Annotated in this window: 20 protein-coding genes; 13 read left to right on the top strand and 7 right to left on the bottom strand. The window is 50.9% G+C overall.

Translation table 11 applies throughout. The features are described from left to right. Positions 1–119: 119 nt before the first annotated feature. The 4 genes from cspE to mgrB all read right to left on the bottom strand — a co-directional run bounded on the left by cspE (position 120) and on the right by mgrB (position 1623). On the bottom strand, positions 120–329 hold the full coding sequence (gene cspE / locus OGV94_RS24070) for a transcription antiterminator/RNA stability regulator CspE (protein WP_001062678.1): 210 nt from the start codon (positions 327–329) through the stop codon (positions 120–122). A gap of 12 nt (positions 330–341) precedes the next feature. Beyond that, positions 342–485: a DUF2627 domain-containing protein gene (locus OGV94_RS24065; RefSeq protein ID WP_075146299.1), complete on the bottom strand. Its 144-nt coding sequence runs from the start codon at positions 483–485 to the stop codon at positions 342–344. Positions 486–1120: 635 nt separating this feature from the next. Further along, positions 1121–1405, bottom strand: a complete 285-nt coding sequence (locus OGV94_RS24060; RefSeq protein ID WP_043016039.1) for a YebO family protein — start codon at positions 1403–1405, stop codon at positions 1121–1123. 74 nt (positions 1406–1479) lie between these two features. Beyond that, the gene (mgrB, locus tag OGV94_RS24055) at positions 1480–1623 is read right to left on the bottom strand and encodes a PhoP/PhoQ regulatory lipoprotein MgrB (protein ID WP_003034977.1); all 144 of its coding nucleotides are present in this window, start codon (positions 1621–1623) and stop codon (positions 1480–1482) included. Between the two features lie 164 nt (positions 1624–1787). On the opposite strand from mgrB, the gene OGV94_RS24050 reads away from it, so the two are divergent. Further along, entirely contained in the window at positions 1788–2027 is a 240-nt protein-coding gene (locus OGV94_RS24050; RefSeq protein WP_003034975.1) for a YobH family protein, read from the top strand. 112 nt (positions 2028–2139) lie between these two features. On the opposite strand, the gene kdgR is transcribed toward OGV94_RS24050, so the two are convergent. Beyond that, a complete protein-coding gene (kdgR, locus tag OGV94_RS24045; RefSeq protein ID WP_003833778.1) occupies positions 2140–2931 on the bottom strand; it encodes a DNA-binding transcriptional regulator KdgR in 792 nt (263 codons plus the stop codon). Positions 2932–3105: 174 nt separating this feature from the next. Between kdgR and OGV94_RS24040 the strand changes: the two genes are divergently transcribed. Next, positions 3106–4479 (top strand): MFS transporter, encoded by a 1374-nt coding sequence (locus OGV94_RS24040; RefSeq protein WP_213732962.1) that lies wholly within the window; start codon positions 3106–3108, stop codon positions 4477–4479. A 50-nt stretch (positions 4480–4529) separates the two neighbouring features. On the opposite strand, the gene icd is transcribed toward OGV94_RS24040, so the two are convergent. After that, positions 4530–5780, bottom strand: coding sequence for an NADP-dependent isocitrate dehydrogenase (gene icd, locus OGV94_RS24035; RefSeq protein WP_003030769.1), 1251 nt, complete (start codon positions 5778–5780; stop codon positions 4530–4532). 202 nt (positions 5781–5982) lie between these two features. Here icd and rluE point away from each other — a divergent pair, with 202 nt between their 5' ends. The 8 genes from rluE to roxA all read left to right on the top strand — a co-directional run bounded on the left by rluE (position 5983) and on the right by roxA (position 13836). Continuing rightward, positions 5983–6606, top strand: a complete 624-nt coding sequence (gene rluE, locus OGV94_RS24030) for a 23S rRNA pseudouridine(2457) synthase RluE (RefSeq protein WP_043015994.1) — start codon at positions 5983–5985, stop codon at positions 6604–6606. Positions 6607–6619: 13 nt separating this feature from the next. After that, the gene (locus tag OGV94_RS24025; RefSeq protein ID WP_043015993.1) at positions 6620–7081 is read left to right on the top strand and encodes an NUDIX hydrolase; all 462 of its coding nucleotides are present in this window, start codon (positions 6620–6622) and stop codon (positions 7079–7081) included. Between the two features lie 53 nt (positions 7082–7134). Then, a complete protein-coding gene (gene mnmA / locus OGV94_RS24020; RefSeq protein ID WP_003832402.1) occupies positions 7135–8241 on the top strand; it encodes a tRNA 2-thiouridine(34) synthase MnmA in 1107 nt (368 codons plus the stop codon). A 34-nt stretch (positions 8242–8275) separates the two neighbouring features. Then, positions 8276–8917 carry a high frequency lysogenization protein HflD gene (gene hflD / locus OGV94_RS24015; RefSeq protein WP_286524582.1) on the top strand — a complete coding sequence of 214 codons (642 nt, stop codon included), beginning with the start codon at positions 8276–8278 and terminating at the stop codon, positions 8915–8917. 3 nt (positions 8918–8920) lie between these two features. Then, the gene (gene purB, locus OGV94_RS24010) at positions 8921–10291 is read left to right on the top strand and encodes an adenylosuccinate lyase (RefSeq protein WP_016153410.1); all 1371 of its coding nucleotides are present in this window, start codon (positions 8921–8923) and stop codon (positions 10289–10291) included. Positions 10292–10487: 196 nt separating this feature from the next. Next, positions 10488–11159 carry a two-component system response regulator PhoP gene (gene phoP / locus OGV94_RS24005; protein WP_003846709.1) on the top strand — a complete coding sequence of 224 codons (672 nt, stop codon included), beginning with the start codon at positions 10488–10490 and terminating at the stop codon, positions 11157–11159. Then, positions 11159–12622 (top strand): two-component system sensor histidine kinase PhoQ, encoded by a 1464-nt coding sequence (gene phoQ, locus OGV94_RS24000; protein ID WP_043015991.1) that lies wholly within the window; start codon positions 11159–11161, stop codon positions 12620–12622. The genes phoP and phoQ overlap by 1 nt, the downstream gene beginning before the upstream one ends. A 92-nt stretch (positions 12623–12714) precedes the next feature. Continuing rightward, positions 12715–13836 (top strand): [50S ribosomal protein L16]-arginine 3-hydroxylase, encoded by a 1122-nt coding sequence (gene roxA / locus OGV94_RS23995; protein ID WP_003030786.1) that lies wholly within the window; start codon positions 12715–12717, stop codon positions 13834–13836. Between the two features lie 102 nt (positions 13837–13938). Here the strand turns inward: roxA and pepT are convergent, their stop codons facing one another. Then, a complete protein-coding gene (gene pepT, locus OGV94_RS23990; RefSeq protein ID WP_043015990.1) occupies positions 13939–15165 on the bottom strand; it encodes a peptidase T in 1227 nt (408 codons plus the stop codon). A gap of 250 nt (positions 15166–15415) precedes the next feature. On the opposite strand from pepT, the gene potA reads away from it, so the two are divergent. Genes potA through potC form a run of 3 tightly spaced genes read left to right on the top strand, consistent with a single transcriptional unit; the run spans position 15416 to position 18169 of the window. After that, complete coding sequence (gene potA / locus OGV94_RS23985; RefSeq protein WP_043015989.1) at positions 15416–16552, top strand: spermidine/putrescine ABC transporter ATP-binding protein PotA; 1137 nt, start codon at positions 15416–15418, stop codon at positions 16550–16552. Further along, positions 16536–17393, top strand: coding sequence for a spermidine/putrescine ABC transporter permease PotB (gene potB / locus OGV94_RS23980; RefSeq protein ID WP_043015988.1), 858 nt, complete (start codon positions 16536–16538; stop codon positions 17391–17393). The genes potA and potB overlap by 17 nt, the downstream gene beginning before the upstream one ends. Continuing rightward, positions 17390–18169, top strand: coding sequence for a spermidine/putrescine ABC transporter permease PotC (gene potC, locus OGV94_RS23975; protein WP_003030794.1), 780 nt, complete (start codon positions 17390–17392; stop codon positions 18167–18169). Before potB ends, potC begins: the two co-directional genes overlap by 4 nt. Positions 18170–18189 lie beyond the last annotated feature (20 nt).

The following is an 18189-nucleotide window of genomic DNA, read 5'->3' as shown; positions in this document are numbered from 1 at the left end:
AGCGCTAATGGATGGTCATTCAGTAATATTTTGACGTAATTTGAATTAAAAAGCCCCGCATAAGCGAGGCTTTATATCTGAATTGGTTGCGCCTGAGCGCTTCAAATCAGTGGTATCGATCAGATAGCTGTTACGTTAACAGCAGCCGGACCTTTCTGGCCGTCCTGAATTTCGAACTCAACGTTCTGGCCTTCAGCCAGAGTTTTGAAGCCGTTACCCTGGATAGCGGAGAAGTGTACAAACACGTCTTTGCTGCCATCAGCCGGAGTAATGAAGCCAAAACCTTTAGACTCGTTGAACCACTTAACTTGACCTTTAATCTTTGCCATTTGCAAAATTCCTTAGAGTATTTTCTTCGCCCGCGGGCATAACATAGATAAAACTGAGACATTACTGCTTGAGGCACTAATATAAGGTTCGGCAGAGAAGCGGTATTCAACGTCAACGTGTTTACTCAGGACTTCTATACTGAAAATGCCACACATAAACAGAACTGTACCTCGTTTAACCCAAAACGTGTTATCACATACAACGTAAATAATGGCAAGCCATTTTTAAACGTGTCTCGATCGGTCGCACAAATCCCGTCGTTCATCAAACAGCAACTGCACAGTTATGCGCCATCTCGAGAAGAGATATATTCACGCGCTTCCCCTCTTCCCCCGCCTGGCTTGCGCCAACGCTGGGACATTTCTACCATAGCTCAATAGCTTCGGTTGTTCCAGGTTATCTGTTGCGGGTTCTGCCAGATATCATTTTTTATGCTTAGTAATGCATAAAATGTCACAAGCGTAAAAATGAGATCCGCCTTCTGGTTTTGCACCAAAATAATGAAAGAATGATGACAAGGCACAAAAAAAGTAAGAGAAACGTTTCGCTGTTAATAAGACGATCGTTATCACAAAAATGACATAATCATATTTTTAACGTATGGGAGATTATATTTATATCAGACCGGGGATAAGATATTAATTAGTCGGAGCATCTGAAAATACTGAGAATACATACCGGTCCGACCGCTAATTGCAGGACGAGGGTAGAAGAAAATAGTCTGACGCACTGATGACAGGATGAAGCAACTGAGAACTACATCAGCAGTACCTCATCCTGCCAGACTTTTTTACCGCTCAGCTACCAGGCGAATGATGTCATCGTCTTCATCCCTGGCGGGCTCTGCTGTAGGTTCTGCAGCTTTCTCGGGTTCATTAGCTTCGCAAAGGCGACGGAGTAAAGCATTCTGTCTTTTTTGCTGATCTAACAATGCCTCAAGCAGCTCAATCTGCTCGTTAGTACGCGAACTTGCCCGATTGATGAAAAACCAAAGAACAAGCCCGACAATCAGAACCACCACCGATACCGCTAAAGACGCAAAACTTAACGCGCCAGAATTCAAAACTTCGTTCATTTCACCACCTCAATGTAGACAGTGTAGTTTACCACTGCCGCACAAGAAGGTAATCAACTGTTGCGAAAATGCGCTTACCAGGGAATAAATTTATTGATGGCACAAATACCACTGAAAAATTGTACGTCCTGATCGCACATGATGTTGAACACCTGCGCCCACATCAGTATGCATACCAGCACAACAACAATCAGCACTACCCAGCGAATTTTTTTCACTCCAGCTCCACTCTTCAACCCTACATCTTATGTCTATAAATTATCATGCGTTACCTAAACCCAGCGTTAACTGTATCGGCATTCAATCTTTTTAGGAATGATTGACTTGTTTCATCCCGTGTACAGGCTAATCTAAGAATAACGAGAAAAGATAAGAGGTTGTAATGCGTCTGATTATCCGCGCTATTGTGTTGTTAGCTCTGGTTTGGATCGGTTTATTACTGAGCGGCTATGGAATTTTAATTGGAAGTAAAGAGAATGCTGCCGGTCTGGGCCTGCAATGCCAATATCTGACCGCCCGCGGAACCAGCACCGCACAATACGTCCACACCAATAGTGGTATCATTGGCCTGTCGGATTGTCCCCTGCTCAGGAAAAGCACGGTCATAATCGATAACGGTTAATATCGCAGCAATACATTCGATACGTTATTTACGCCTGGTAACGTTATGACTGTTCACAAAAAACCCCGGGTACAAAATACCTGGGGTTTTTAGCATTCGCGATTACGTCAGATTAGAACGGATAGTCGTTATAGCCCATTTGTTCTGAAATCTTACGCGCCGCCGTATGCAGCATCGCCACATACTCGTGTAAACGCTCTTCTGAGAAACGCAGCGTTGGGAATGAAATACTCAGACCCGCAATCACCACGCCGAAACGGTCAAACACCGGTACGCCGATGCAGCGCAGGCCTTCTTCCTGTTCTTCGTTATCTTCGCCGTAGCCCTGCTCACGCACTTTATCCAGCAATACCAGCAATTCATCAGTATTCGTAATAGTACGATCGGTACTACGTTTGTACTCAATGCCATCCAGAATCTGCTTCACTTCATCGCGGTCACGCCATGCCAGCAGAACTTTACCGATAGCCGTACTGTACAGCGGATTACGACGACCAACGCGGGAATACATGCGCAGATTGTACATGGAGTCGATTTTGTGGATGTAGACAATGCTGTCTTCATCCAGCGCACCGAGGTGTACTGTTTCTTTAGTCAGACGCGAAAGTTCGCGCATCTGGATATCAGCACTACGGATAAGATCGACGTTTTGCAACGCGCGCGCGCCCAACTCGAATAATTTCAGGGTCAGCGAGTATTTCTCAGACTCACCTTCTTGTGCCACATAACCCAGCGTTTTCATGGTCTGCAAAAAGCGATAAACGGTGCTTTTCGACATCATGACGCGTTGCGACAATTCGGTAATACCAATTTCGCGCTCTTCACCCAGCGCCTGCAGAATGCCAAAAACTTTCAGCACGGAAGATACAGAATCGGGTTGCTTATCCAGATCTGCGATTGCCATTTATCACCCCTTTCGAGTGTTTTATAAAAATCAGAACCGGTTTTTATTATAATTTCACGTATCCCCCCTCGCAATCGCTCTTTGCTTACTTAGTTACAAATCTGCGACCTAACGCCTGAATATCAATGCTAAAATTATTATTCTCATCATAAATTCCGACAATATTGACTTCCTATGGAAAAAACTCAGACCGATGGTCTGCCATTGCCCCAGCGATATGGAGCAATTTTAACCATTGTGATTGGCATCTCTATGGCAGTGCTCGACGGCGCAATCGCGAACGTGGCCCTGCCAACTATCGCAGCCGATCTTCAGGCCTCACCAGCCAGCTCAATCTGGATCGTGAACGCCTATCAAATCGCGATCGTGGTTTCGCTCCTGTCGTTCTCTTTTTTAGGTGATATGTTCGGTTACCGGCGCATTTATAAGTGCGGCCTGGTCGTGTTCCTGCTGGCATCGCTATTCTGTGCTTTGTCAGATTCGCTGCACATGCTGACGCTGGCGCGCGTCGCTCAGGGTTTTGGCGGCGCGGCGCTGATGAGCGTCAATACGGCATTGATCCGACTCATTTATCCTCAGCGTCAGCTTGGGCGAGGAATGGGGATCAACTCCTTTATTGTCGCGGTCTCTTCGGCTGCGGGTCCGACCATTGCCGCAGCAATTCTCTCTGTTGGCTCGTGGAAATGGCTGTTTCTGATCAACGTCCCGCTGGGAATAATAGCCCTGCTTCTGGCTATGCGTTTTTTGCCACCCAATGCGTCCCGCGGTAATAAACCACGCTTTGATCTGCCAAGTGCGGTCATGAATGCCTTGACGTTTGGCTTACTAATTACCGCGCTCAGCGGGTTTGCACAAGGGCAGTCGCTAAAACTGATTGGTACCGAGCTTGTGGCGCTTATCGTGGTGGGTTATTTCTTCATCCGCCGTCAGCTTGCGCTGCCGGTTCCGTTATTGCCGGTCGACCTGCTACGCATTCCATTGTTTTCACTCTCGATCTGTACCTCGATATGTTCCTTCAGCGCACAAATGCTGGCATTGGTTTCCCTGCCCTTCTTTATGCAAACGGTACTTGGCCGCAGCGAGGTTGAAACGGGGCTGCTACTGACGCCATGGCCACTGGCAACCATGGTGATGGCTCCGCTGGCGGGATATCTGATTGAACGCGTTCACGCCGGACTGTTGGGCGCGTTGGGCATGGCGGTAATGGCAAGCGGGCTGTTTTCGCTGGTGCTGCTACCCGCTTCTCCCTCGGATGTTAATATCATCTGGCCGATGATACTGTGCGGCGCGGGTTTTGGCTTGTTTCAGTCACCGAATAACCACACCATTATCACCTCCGCGCCGCGTGAACGCAGCGGTGGTGCGAGCGGTATGCTGGGGACGGCGCGCTTGCTGGGTCAGAGTACCGGAGCCGCACTGGTCGCGCTGATGCTAAACCAGTTTGGCGACAGTGGCACGCACGTCTCGCTGATAACCGCTGGCATTCTGGCCTCGCTGGCAGCAATCGTGAGCGGCTTACGTATTACGCAACCGCGAGTTAAGGCATAAAAAAAACGGGAACCACTCGGTTCCCGTTCTCATACAACCCAGGATCTGGATTACATGTTTTCGATGATCGCGTCACCAAACTCTGAACATTTCAGCAGCTTAGCGCCGTCCATCAGACGTTCGAAGTCATAGGTTACGGTTTTCGCGTTAATCGCGCCTTCCATACCTTTAACGATCAGGTCAGCCGCTTCCACCCAACCCATGTGGCGCAGCATCATTTCAGCGGACAGAATGATGGAACCTGGGTTCACTTTATCCTGGCCTGCATACTTCGGTGCAGTACCGTGGGTTGCTTCGAACAGTGCGCATTCGTCACCGATGTTCGCACCCGGTGCGATACCAATACCACCAACCTGTGCGGCCAGCGCATCGGAGATGTAGTCGCCGTTCAGGTTCATACAGGCAATCACGTCATATTCAGCCGGACGCAGCAGGATCTGTTGCAGGAACGCATCGGCGATAACGTCCTTCACCACGATCTCTTTACCGGTTTTCGGGTTCTTGATTTTCACCCATGGACCGCCGTCGATCAGTTCACCACCGAATTCTTCACGCGCTAACTGGTAACCCCAGTCCTTGAACGCGCCTTCGGTGAACTTCATAATGTTACCTTTGTGTACCAGGGTAACAGAATCACGATCGTTAGCGATGGCGTATTCGATCGCTGCACGAACCAGACGTTTAGTCCCTTCTTCAGAACACGGTTTAATACCGATACCGCAGTGTTCCGGGAAGCGGATTTTCTTCACGCCCATCTCTTCGCGCAGGAATTTAATCACTTTCTCGGCATCGGCAGAGTCCGCTTTCCACTCGATACCCGCGTAGATATCTTCGGAGTTTTCACGAAAGATGACCATGTCGGTCAGTTCAGGATGTTTAACCGGGCTAGGCGTACCCTGGTAATAACGCACCGGGCGCAGGCAGACATACAGGTCAAGTTCCTGACGCAGGGCAACGTTCAGAGAGCGAATACCGCCGCCAACTGGTGTGGTCAGGGGGCCTTTGATGGCAACACGATATTCACGAATCAGATCTAAGGTTTCAGCAGGCAGCCAGACATCCTGGCCATAAACCTGAGTGGATTTCTCGCCGGTGTAGATTTCCATCCAGGAGATTTTACGCTCGCCTTTATAGGCTTTCTCGACAGCAGCATCGACAACTTTGATCATCGGTGGGGTTACATCAACGCCGATACCGTCGCCTTCAATGAACGGGATAATCGGATTTTCAGGAACGTTGAGTTTGCCGTTTTGCAGGGTGATCTTCTTACCTTCCGCCGGAACAACTACTTTGCTTTCCATTCACCTCTCCTTCGAGCGCTTCTGGTTCTGCTCGTCTGTCATCACGCTGCATGTGCGTTTGCGTCCTGCTACACGGATGCGTTAGAGCAACTTTTTGTTAATGATTTGTAATGAGCGTGTCAATACTACCCTATTGTTCGCCGCCATGAAAGACACTCGTTCTTAGGCTATAATGCGGCAATTGATATAATCTGAAAATACCATGCAAAAAACTTCTTTTAGAAATCACCGGGTTGAGCGATTCAGCTCACGACAAGTCACTAAGCAGCGTAAAGAAAACCAGCCAAAACGCGTGGTTTTGTTCAATAAACCCTACGATGTTTTGCCACAATTTACTGACGAGGCAGGCAGAAGCACGTTAAAAGATTTTATTCCCGTACCAGGAATCTATGCCGCTGGTCGACTCGATCGAGACAGTGAAGGTCTTTTGGTGCTGACCAATGACGGCGCGCTGCAGGCGCGGTTAACGCAACCCGGCAAGCGCACGGGGAAGATTTATTACGTTCAGGTTGAGGGAGAACCTACGCCCGAAGCGCTGGAAGCCCTGCGCACTGGCGTTACGCTCAATGATGGCCCCACGCTGCCTGCTGGCATTGAGGTGGTAGAAGAACCCACATGGCTATGGCCGAGAAACCCGCCTATTCGGGAGAGGAAAAATATCCCCACCCGTTGGCTGAAAGTGACTTTATATGAAGGCCGCAATCGCCAGGTACGTCGTATGACAGCACATGTTGGATTTCCTACGCTGCGCCTTATCCGCTATGCCATGGGAGATTACACGCTGGACAATCTCGCCAATGGCGAGTGGCGGGATGCAACTAACTGAATAAGGAACCGGTATGTTCAAACCACACGTTACGGTCGCCTGCATTGTGCATGCAGAAGACAAATTTTTAGTCGTTGAGGAAACAATCAATGGCAAAGCCCTGTGGAATCAACCTGCCGGGCACCTGGAAGCGGATGAAACTTTAGTGCAAGCCGCCGCTCGCGAGCTGTGGGAAGAGACAGGTATCAAAGCACAGCCACAACATTTCATTCGAATGCATCAATGGATTGCGCCAGACAAAACGCCCTTTTTACGTTTTCTGTTTTCTATCGAGCTTGCCAATATGTGCGCTACTGAACCTCATGACAGCGATATAGATTGCTGTCGCTGGGTCAGCGCGGAAGAGATTCTTTCAGCACCAAACCTGCGCTCGCCGCTGGTTGCCGAGAGCATTCTCTGTTATCAGAGCGGACAGCGCTATCCACTGGCGATGATTGGCGAATTTAACTGGCCGTTTACAGAGGGTGTCAAGTAAAGGGCTGCGTGCTAGAATATGCCGCCTTGAAGTTCAATGTCGTGAGTATTCCTATGTCTGAAAGCCCAAAAAAAGTGATCGTCGGCATGTCCGGCGGTGTCGATTCCTCCGTTTCTGCCTGGCTGTTGCAACAACAGGGTTATCAGGTAGAAGGCCTGTTCATGAAGAACTGGGAAGAGGACGATGGCGAGGAATATTGCACAGCGGCTGCCGATCTTGCGGATGCGCAGGCGGTCTGTGACAAACTCGGCATTGAACTGCATACCGTCAACTTTGCCGCAGAATACTGGGACAACGTCTTTGAACTGTTCCTTGAAGAGTACAAAGCGGGCCGTACGCCGAACCCGGATATTCTGTGCAATAAAGAGATCAAGTTTAAAGCCTTCCTCGAGTTTGCCGCCGAAGATTTAGGTGCCGATTACATCGCCACCGGTCACTACGTGCGCCGCGCCGACGTCGACGGCAAAAGCCGCCTGCTGCGTGGGCTGGATGGCAACAAGGACCAGAGCTATTTCCTCTACACGCTCGGCCATGAGCAAATCGCGCAAAGCCTGTTCCCGGTAGGTGAACTGGAAAAACCACAGGTGCGTAAAATTGCCGAAGACCTCGGTCTGATTACGGCCAAGAAAAAAGACTCCACCGGTATCTGCTTCATCGGCGAACGTAAGTTCCGCGAGTTTCTCGGCCGTTACCTGCCGGCTCAGCCAGGCAAGATTATCACCGTTGATGGCGAAGAAATTGGCCAGCATCAGGGGTTGATGTACCACACTCTGGGTCAGCGTAAAGGTCTGGGCATTGGTGGGACGAAAGAAGGTACGGAAGATCCGTGGTATGTGGTGGATAAAGACGTTGAGAACAACATTCTGGTGGTTGCTCAGGGTCATGAACACCCGCGCCTGATGTCCGTCGGCCTGGTGGCACAACAGCTGCATTGGGTTGATCGCGAACCGTTCACCGGAACAATGCGCTGCACGGTGAAAACCCGCTATCGTCAGACCGATATTCCGTGCACCGTTAAAGCGCTGGATGCTGAGCGTATTGAAGTCATTTTCGACGAGCCAGTCGCGGCGGTAACGCCGGGTCAGTCGGCTGTCTTTTACAATGGTGAAGTGTGCCTCGGCGGCGGCATTATCGAACAACGATTGCCTCTGCCGGTATAATTACTTACACATCTGATACAAGGAAGCAGTGAACGTGGCAAAGAATTATTATGACATCACCCTCGCCCTGGCAGGTATTTGCCAGTCGGCACGCCTGGTACAAGAACTGGCGCACCAGGGGCATTGTGATGCCGATGCATTACACGTTTCACTGAACAGTGTCATCGACATGAATCCCAGCTCTACGCTGGGCGTGTTTGGCGGTAGCGAGGCCAACCTGCGTTTAGGTCTGGAAACGATGCTCGGCGTGCTCAATGCCAGTAGTCGTCAGGGGCTGAACGCGGAACTCACCCGCTACACGTTAAGCCTGATGGTGCTGGAGCGTAAGCTGTCAGCCGCTAAAGGCGCTATGGACACGCTGGGAGACCGTATCAACGGTTTGCAGCGCCAGCTGGACCATTTTGACTTGCAGTCTGAAACGTTGATGAGTGCGATGGCAGGCATTTATGTTGACGTCATCAGCCCACTCGGCCCGCGTATTCAGGTTACGGGCTCCCCGGCAATCCTTCAGAGCCCACAGGTTCAGGCTAAAGTACGCGCTTCGCTGCTGGCTGGCATCCGTGCTGCCGTGCTCTGGCATCAGGTTGGTGGAGGCCGTCTGCAACTCATGTTTTCTCGTAATCGCCTGACGACTCAGGCAAAAAAAATTCTTGCTCATTTAACCCCGGAGTTGTGATCTATGGAATTATCCTCACTGACCGCCGTTTCCCCTGTCGATGGACGCTACGGCGATAAAGTCAGCGCGCTGCGCGGGATTTTCAGCGAATACGGTTTGCTGAAATTCCGTGTACAGGTTGAAGTACGCTGGCTGCAAAAACTGGCCGCGCACGCAGCGATCAAGGAAGTTCCTGCTTTTGCTGCCGACGCAATCGGTTTCCTTGATGCGATCGTCGCTAACTTCAATGAAGAAGATGCAGCGCGCATCAAAACCATTGAGCGTACGACTAACCATGACGTGAAGGCAGTTGAGTATTTCCTGAAAGAGAAAGTGGCGGATATCCCGGAACTGCACGCCGTTTCCGAGTTCATCCACTTCGCGTGTACCTCAGAAGACATCAACAACCTGTCTCACGCGCTGATGCTGAAAACTGCCCGTGACGAAGTGGTTCTGCCGTACTGGCGTAAGCTTATCGACGCGGTGAAAGATCTGTCCGTACAATATCGCGATATTCCCCTGCTCTCCCGTACCCATGGTCAGCCAGCCACCCCGTCAACGCTGGGCAAAGAAATGGCTAACGTGGCTTACCGTATGGAGCGCCAGTATCGCCAGCTCAACCAGGTTGAAATTCTTGGTAAAATCAACGGTGCCGTGGGTAACTATAACGCCCACATTGCCGCTTACCCGGAAGTAGACTGGCATCAGTTCAGCGAGGAGTTTGTCACCTCGCTGGGTATCCAGTGGAACCCATACACGACTCAGATCGAGCCGCACGACTACATTGCCGAGCTGTTTGATTGCATCGCCCGTTTCAACACCATCCTGATCGACTTCGACCGCGATGTCTGGGGTTACGTGGCGCTGAACCATTTCAAACAGAAAACCATCGCGGGTGAAATTGGTTCCTCCACTATGCCGCACAAGGTGAACCCAATCGATTTCGAAAACTCCGAAGGAAATCTGGGGCTGTCTAACGCGGTACTGCAGCATCTGGCGAGCAAACTGCCGGTTTCCCGCTGGCAGCGTGACCTGACGGACTCTACCGTTTTGCGCAACCTGGGCGTCGGTATTGGCTATGCGCTGATCGCCTATCAGTCCACGCTGAAGGGTGTGAGCAAACTGGAAGTGAACCGCGATCATCTGCTGGATGAACTGGACCATAACTGGGAAGTTCTGGCTGAGCCAATCCAGACCGTGATGCGTCGCTATGGTATTGAAAAACCATACGAGAAACTGAAAGAACTGACCCGCGGTAAACGCGTTGACGCCGAAGGTATGAAGCAGTTTATCGACGGTCTGGCTTTGCCGGAAGACGAGAAAACGCGCCTGAAAGCAATGACGCCAGCCAATTACATTGGTCGCGCCGTCACAATGGTTGATGAACTTAAGTAATCTGTAATACGCCGGAGGGCAATTGCGCCTGTTCCGGCCATCAGTTTATGTCGTATGCAAGCCGGAAAAGCGTCAGCGCCTCCGGCTTTTTATCGCCCGGAACATTATCCCTTCCCGCGGTTTATTAAATGTTTATCCCCACAGCCACATAATCAGCGTTAAACTATTCATACCGTTATTTTAGGGAGAAAAGATGATGCGCGTATTGGTCGTCGAGGATAATGCTTTATTACGCCACCACCTCAAGGTTCAGTTACAGGATTTAGGGCATCAGGTGGATGATGCAGAAGATGCGAAGGAAGCGGACTATTATCTGAATGAACATTTGCCGGATATCGCGATCGTTGATTTAGGACTCCCCGATGAAGACGGTTTATCCTTGATCCGCCGCTGGCGCAGTAATGAAGTTTCGCTGCCGATTCTGGTGTTAACCGCGCGTGAAGGCTGGCAGGACAAGGTGGAAGTACTCAGCGCCGGCGCTGATGATTACGTCACCAAACCGTTTCACATTGAAGAAGTGGCTGCGCGCATGCAGGCACTGATGCGTCGCAACAGCGGTCTGGCATCGCAAATTATCTCCCTTCCGCCTTTTCAGGTGGACCTCTCTCGCCGCGAGTTATCCGTCAATGATGAAGTTATCAAGCTCACGGCGTTTGAATACACCATTATGGAAACGCTCATCCGTAATAATGGCAAAGTGGTGAGTAAAGATTCGCTCATGCTGCAGCTTTATCCGGATGCCGAGCTGCGTGAAAGTCACACCATTGATGTTTTGATGGGCCGTTTGCGTAAAAAAATTCAGGCGCAATACCCGGATGATGTCATCACCACCGTGCGTGGCCAGGGATATCTTTTTGAACTGCGCTAATGAATAAATTATTGCGTCATTTTTTTCCATTATCGCTGCGGTTGCGCTTTTTACTGGCAACCGCAGGCGTGGTGTTGGTGCTTTCGCTGGCCTACGGCATGGTTGCCCTTGTGGGCTATAGCGTCAGCTTTGATAAGACAACATTCCGTCTGCTACGGGGAGAAAGTAATCTGTTCTATACCCTGGCAAAGTGGGAGAACGGCAAGATAAACATCGAGCTGCCTGAGAATCTCGATATGCAAAGCCCAACAATGTCACTGATCTATAACGAAAGTGGTGAGTTGTTGTGGGCGCAGCGCAATGTTCCCTGGCTGACGCAAAGTATCCAACCGGACTGGCTAAAAACGAACGGCTTTCATGAAATTGAAGCCAATGTAGACGCCACCAGCACCTTACTGGGCGAAGATCACTCTGCTCAGCAGCAGTTAAAAGAAGTCAGAGAAGATGACGACGATGCCGAAATGACCCACTCGGTAGCAGTGAACGTCTATCCCGCCACCGCCAGAATGCCGCAACTGACTATTGTGGTTGTCGACACCATTCCTATTGAGCTAAAACGCTCGTATATGGTCTGGAGCTGGTTTATTTATGTGCTGGTCGCCAATCTGTTGCTGGTCATTCCGCTGTTATGGGTGGCCGCCTGGTGGAGCCTACGACCTATTGAATCGCTGGCGCGTGAAGTCCGTGAACTTGAGGAACATCATCGTGAGATGCTAAACCCCGCCACGACGCGCGAACTGACCAGCCTGGTCCGCAATCTTAATCGGCTTTTAAAAAGCGAACGCGAGCGCTACGACAAATACCGCACCACATTAACGGACCTCACCCACAGCCTGAAAACACCGCTGGCAGTTTTGCAAAGTACGCTCCGCTCAATGCGTAATGAAAAAATGAACGTGAGCGATGCAGAACCCATTATGCTGGAACAAATCAGCCGTATTTCGCAACAGATAGGCTATTACCTGCATCGCGCCAGTATGCGTGGCAGCAGCGCCCTGCTCAGCCGCGAACTGCATCCGGTCGCGCCGTTACTGGATAAACTCACCTCGGCACTGAATAAAGTGTATCAGCGTAAAGGCGTTAACATTAATCTCGATATCTCACCCGAAATCAGTTTTGTGGGCGAGCAGAACGACTTTGTCGAAGTAATGGGTAACGTGCTGGATAACGCCTGTAAATACTGTCTGGAGTTTGTCGAGATTTCAGCGCAACTGTCTGAGGATCAACTGCATATTCTGGTTGAAGATGATGGCCCCGGTATTCCGCAAAGCAAACGGGAAGTGGTGTTTGACCGTGGACAACGCGTAGATACGCTACGTCCCGGACAAGGCGTCGGCCTGGCGGTGGCGAGAGAAATCACCGAGCAGTATGACGGACAGATTATTGCAGGCGACAGCCTGCTGGGTGGCGCGCGTATGGAAGTTATTTTTGGCCGTCAGCAGCCAGGTCAGAAAGACGAGTAATCGTCGCATGTAATAAATATGTACTGACTTCACGCTTGAGGTTAAGTATCCGTTATAATCGGTTGCAGATACCAGCCTGCGGGATGCTCATTATGGAATACCAACTCACACTTAACTGGCCCGATTTTCTTGAACGTCACTGGCAGAAACGCCCGGTGGTCTTAAAACGCGGGTTTAACAACTTTATTGATCCACTCTCTCCTGACGAACTGGCTGGACTGGCGATGGAAAGCGAAGTCGACAGCCGACTCGTCAGCCACCAGGACGGTAAATGGCAGGTGAGCCACGGTCCGTTCGAAAGCTATGATCATCTCGGCGAGAACAACTGGTCATTGTTGGTGCAGGCGGTCAATCACTGGCATGAGCCAACCGCCGCGCTGATGCGCCCGTTTCGCGAACTGCCGGACTGGCGCATCGACGATCTGATGATCTCCTTCTCCGTACCCGGCGGCGGCGTTGGCCCACATTTGGATCAGTACGATGTGTTTATCATTCAGGGAACCGGACGTCGTCGCTGGCGCGTGGGCGAAAAACTGCAGTTGAAGCAGCACTGCCCTCATCCGGACCTGCTGCAGGTCGACCCGTTTGAAGCCATCATTGATGAAGAGCTGGAACCCGGCGATATCCTGTATATTCCACCAGGATTCCCGCACGAAGGCTATGCGCTGGAAAATGCGATGAACTATTCGGTCGGTTTTCGCGCGCCAAACACTCGCGAGCTGATCAGCGGATTCGCCGATTACGTTTTGCAACGTGAATTGGGCAGCACGTATTACAGCGATCCTGACCTGCCGCCGCGCGATCACCCGGCTGACGTTCTGCCGCAGGAGATGGACAAGCTGCGCGAAATGATGCTCGGTCTGATTAATCAGCCGGAACATTTCCAGCAGTGGTTTGGCGAGTTTATCTCTCAGTCTCGTCATGAGCTGGATATTGCTCCGCCGGAGCCACCCTATCAGCCAGACGAAATTTACGATGCCCTGAAGCAAGGGGATGTATTAGTGCGTCTGGGTGGGTTGCGCGTATTGCGTATTGGCGACGACGTCTACGCCAACGGTGAGAAAATTGATTCGCCGCATCGTCCTGCCCTGGAAGCGCTGGCCAGCCATATTGTGCTGACAGCTGAGAATTTTGAGGATGCGCTGGAAGATCCGTCTTTCCTTGCCATGCTTGCCGCGCTGGTCAACAGCGGGTACTGGTTCTTCGAAGGATAATGCGGACAGTGCCTGATGCGACGCTACGCGTCTTATCAGGCCTACCCGAATGAAATATTCCGTGCCGGATGGCCAAGCGCCATCCGGCATCTACCGAGAAATTTACTGCTGCTTCGCGGTGAGCTGCGCAATACGCACAATCACCTGCACCGCCTTTTCCATTCCTTCCAGGGTTACAAACTCATGCTTACCATGATAGTTGTAGCCGCCGGTGAACAGATTCGGACACGGTAAACCCATGAACGACAGCTGCGCGCCGTCAGTGCCGCCACGAATGGGTTTCAGCACCGGTTCAATATCGCAATCGCGCATCGCCTTTTGGGCGATATCCAGAACGTGTGGATGCTCAATCACTTTTTCGCGCATATTGTAGTAGCTGTCTTCAATCACCAGTTCGATATAGCAGTCCGGGTGTAACCCTTTGCCGACCTTTTTGGCAATATCCATGATCTTGCGTTTACGCGCTTCAAACTGCTTGCGGTCAAAATCACGGATGATGTAGTGCATATCCGCCCGATCAACCGTCCCTTTCATGCTCGCCAGGTGATAGAAGCCTTCGTAGCCTTCCGTCGTCTCCGGGCTTTCGTCTGCCGGAACTTCCGCATGAATACGCGCCGCCAGCGACAGCGCATTCACCATCACCCCTTTTGCGGTACCGGGATGCACATTGTTGCCGACAATTTTTATATTAACCGACGCGGCGTTGAAGTTTTCAAACTCCAGCTCCCCTACGCCACCGCCATCAACGGTGTAGGCCCACTGCGCATCGAATGCCGCAACGTCAAAATGCTTCGCCCCTTTGCCGACCTCTTCGTCTGGCGTAAAGGCCACGCGGATATCACCGTGCGGAATATCTTTTTGGATAAGCACAGCCAACGCGGTCATGATTTCCGCCACGCCTGCTTTATCATCTGCGCCCAGCAGGGTTTTACCGTCTGTGGTGATCAGCGTCTGGCCCAGAAGTTGATGCAGTACCGGAAACATCACCGGCGACAAAACTTCATCACCAATGCCTAACGCAATATCGCCGCCGCGATAGTTTTCAACGATTTGCGGATTAACGTTTTTACCGCTGAAATCCGGTGAGGTATCCACATGGGAAATAAAGCCGATCGCGGGAATATTGCCAGCAACGTTAGCGGGCAGCGTCGCCATCAGCGTCCCCTTTTCGCTCAGTGAAATATTAACCAGCCCCATCTCTTCGAGCTGTTGTTTGAGCAGTTGTAATAACTTCCACTGTCCTTCGGTGCTGGGTACCTGCCGCACGCCCGATTTTGATTGGGTGTCCAGCGACACGTAGTGTAAAAAACGCTCAAGTAGTTTATCCATGCAGTCACCCTCACTTTTTGTGACAACATTATCAATAAGCAACAAAAGACAAATATTGCGTCAGGTCACTTTTATCCCCGCAAATGAGAATATTTCGCCCTGACATCCCCTCTGACTATAGGGCTAAGTCAGTAATTAGCAACAAGGATTGGCGATTACCATGGTTTGCCGTAGAATAACGGCCCTCATTAAGAGTCATCAAGGTGGTTAACCACAAACCCCGCATCGGTCAGCCATCCGTTGCGTTTACATGGGACAGAGTAAAAAATTGAATAAACAACCGCGTTCGCTTTCTCCACTGGTGCAATTAGCGGGAATTCGCAAAAGTTTCGATGGCAAAGAGGTGATTTCCAGCCTGGATTTGACCATCAATAATGGCGAGTTTCTCACGCTGCTCGGCCCCTCTGGCTGCGGTAAAACAACCGTTCTTCGCCTGATAGCCGGCCTGGAAACAGTTGATTCCGGTCATATTATGTTGGACAACCAGGACATCACTCACGTTCCTGCGGAAAACCGCTACGTGAACACCGTCTTCCAAAGCTATGCCTTATTTCCCCACATGACCGTGTTTGAGAATGTGGCTTTTGGCTTACGCATGCAAAAAACGCCCGCAGCCGACATTTCTCCCCGCGTTACCGAAGCTCTACGCATGGTGCAACTGGAAGAGTTCGCCCAGCGAAAACCGCATCAACTCTCCGGTGGACAGCAGCAGCGCGTAGCGATAGCCCGAGCTGTGGTCAACAAACCCCGCTTACTCCTGTTAGATGAATCCCTCTCTGCGCTGGACTACAAACTGCGTAAGCAGATGCAGAACGAACTGAAAGCGCTGCAGCGTAAGCTGGGTATCACTTTTGTCTTTGTCACACACGATCAGGAAGAAGCGCTGACCATGTCAGATCGCATCGTGGTGATGCGCGATGGTAAGATTGAGCAGGACGGTACGCCGCGCGAAATCTACGAAGAGCCGAAAAATCTGTTCGTCGCCGGATTTATCGGCGAGATCAATATGTTTAACGCCACGGTGATAGAACGTCTGGACGAACAGCGTGTTCGTGCTAACGTTGAAGGCCGCGAGTGCAATATTTATGTTAACTTTGCGGTGATTCCCGGGCAGAAGCTGCACGTTCTGTTACGACCAGAAGACTTGCGCGTTGATGAAATCAACGATGATAATCATATCGAAGGCTTGATCGGCTACGTGCGTGAACGCAACTACAAAGGCATGACGCTGGAGTCGGTTGTGGAACTGGAAAATGGCAAGATGGTGATGGTCAGTGAATTCTTCAACGAAGACGACCCTGACTTTGACCACTCTCTCGACCAGAAAATGGCGATTAACTGGGTAGAAAGCTGGGAGGTCGTACTGGCTGATGAAGAACACAAGTAAATTCCAGAGTGTGGTGATTGTCACCATTGTCGGTTGGCTTGTGTTATTTGTCTTTCTGCCCAACCTGATGATCATCGGCACCAGCTTTTTGACCCGCGACGACGCCAATTTCGTCAAAATGGTCTTTACGCTGGAAAACTATACGCGCCTGCTCGATCCGCTCTATTTTGAGGTGCTGGTTCACTCCCTCAATATGGCGCTGATTGCCACGTTCGCCTGTCTGGTTCTCGGTTATCCGTTTGCCTGGTTTTTGGTGAAACTGCCGGAAAAAGTGCGCCCATTGCTGCTGTTCCTGCTGATTGTTCCGTTCTGGACCAACTCGCTTATTCGCATCTACGGACTCAAAATTTTTCTCAGCACCAAAGGCTATCTCAACGAGTTTCTGTTGTGGCTTGGCGTTATTGATACTCCCATTCGCATCATGTTTACCCCCAGCGCAGTGATTATCGGGCTGGTGTACATTCTGCTGCCGTTTATGGTGATGCCGCTCTATTCCAGCATTGAAAAGCTCGATAAACCGCTGCTGGAAGCCGCACGCGATTTAGGCGCCAGTAAACTTCAGACTTTTACCCGCATCATTATTCCGTTGACGATGCCGGGGATTATCGCCGGATGCCTGCTGGTTATGCTGCCCGCAATGGGCCTGTTTTACGTTTCCGACCTAATGGGCGGAGCAAAAAACTTGCTGATTGGCAACGTGATTAAAGTTCAGTTCCTGAACATCCGCGACTGGCCGTTCGGTGCCGCCACCAGTATTACCCTGACCATCGTGATGGGTCTGATGCTGCTGATCTACTGGCGCGCCTCCCGCTTGCTGAACAAGAAGGTGGAACTCGAATGATCGGTCGACTGCTTCGCGGCGGTTTTATGACCGCTATCTACGCGTATCTGTATATTCCAATCATTATCTTGATTGTGAACTCCTTTAACAGCTCGCGCTTTGGTATCAACTGGCAGGGTTTCACCACCAAATGGTACGGCCTGCTGATGAATAACGACAGTCTGCTGCAGGCGGCGCAGCACTCGCTGACGATGGCGGTGCTCTCCGCCACGTTCGCCACGCTGATCGGCTCACTTACAGCGGTCGCACTGTACCGCTACCGCTTTCGTGGCAAACCGTTTGTCAGCGGCATGCTGTTCGTGGTGATGATGTCGCCGGATATCGTGATGGCGATTTCTTTACTGGTGCTGTTTATGCTGATCGGTATTCAGCTCGGTTTCTGGTCGCTGCTGTTCTCGCATATCACTTTTTGTCTGCCTTTTGTGGTGGTGACGGTTTACTCACGCCTGAAAGGTTTTGATGTACGCATGCTTGAGGCGGCCAAAGATCTCGGCGCCAGTGAAGTGACTATTCTGCGCAAGATCATACTACCACTGGCTATGCCTGCCGTAGCTGCAGGCTGGCTACTGAGCTTTACGTTGTCGATGGATGATGTCGTCGTTTCGTCCTTCGTTACCGGGCCGGGTTATGAAATTCTGCCATTAAAAATCTACTCGATGGTTAAGGTCGGCGTATCACCAGAGGTGAACGCGCTGGCGACCATTTTGTTGGTTCTGTCGCTGGTTATGGTGATCGCCAGCCAGCTTATTGCACGTGATAAAACCAAGGGCCGCTAAGGCCCTTAATTCAGGGGACG

Source organism: Citrobacter sp. Ce006 (assembly GCF_030336535.1).
GTDB lineage: Bacteria > Pseudomonadota > Gammaproteobacteria > Enterobacterales > Enterobacteriaceae > Citrobacter > Citrobacter europaeus.
Note: the sequence above shows the minus strand (reverse complement) of the source record. Positions and strands in the feature narration are given on the sequence as shown.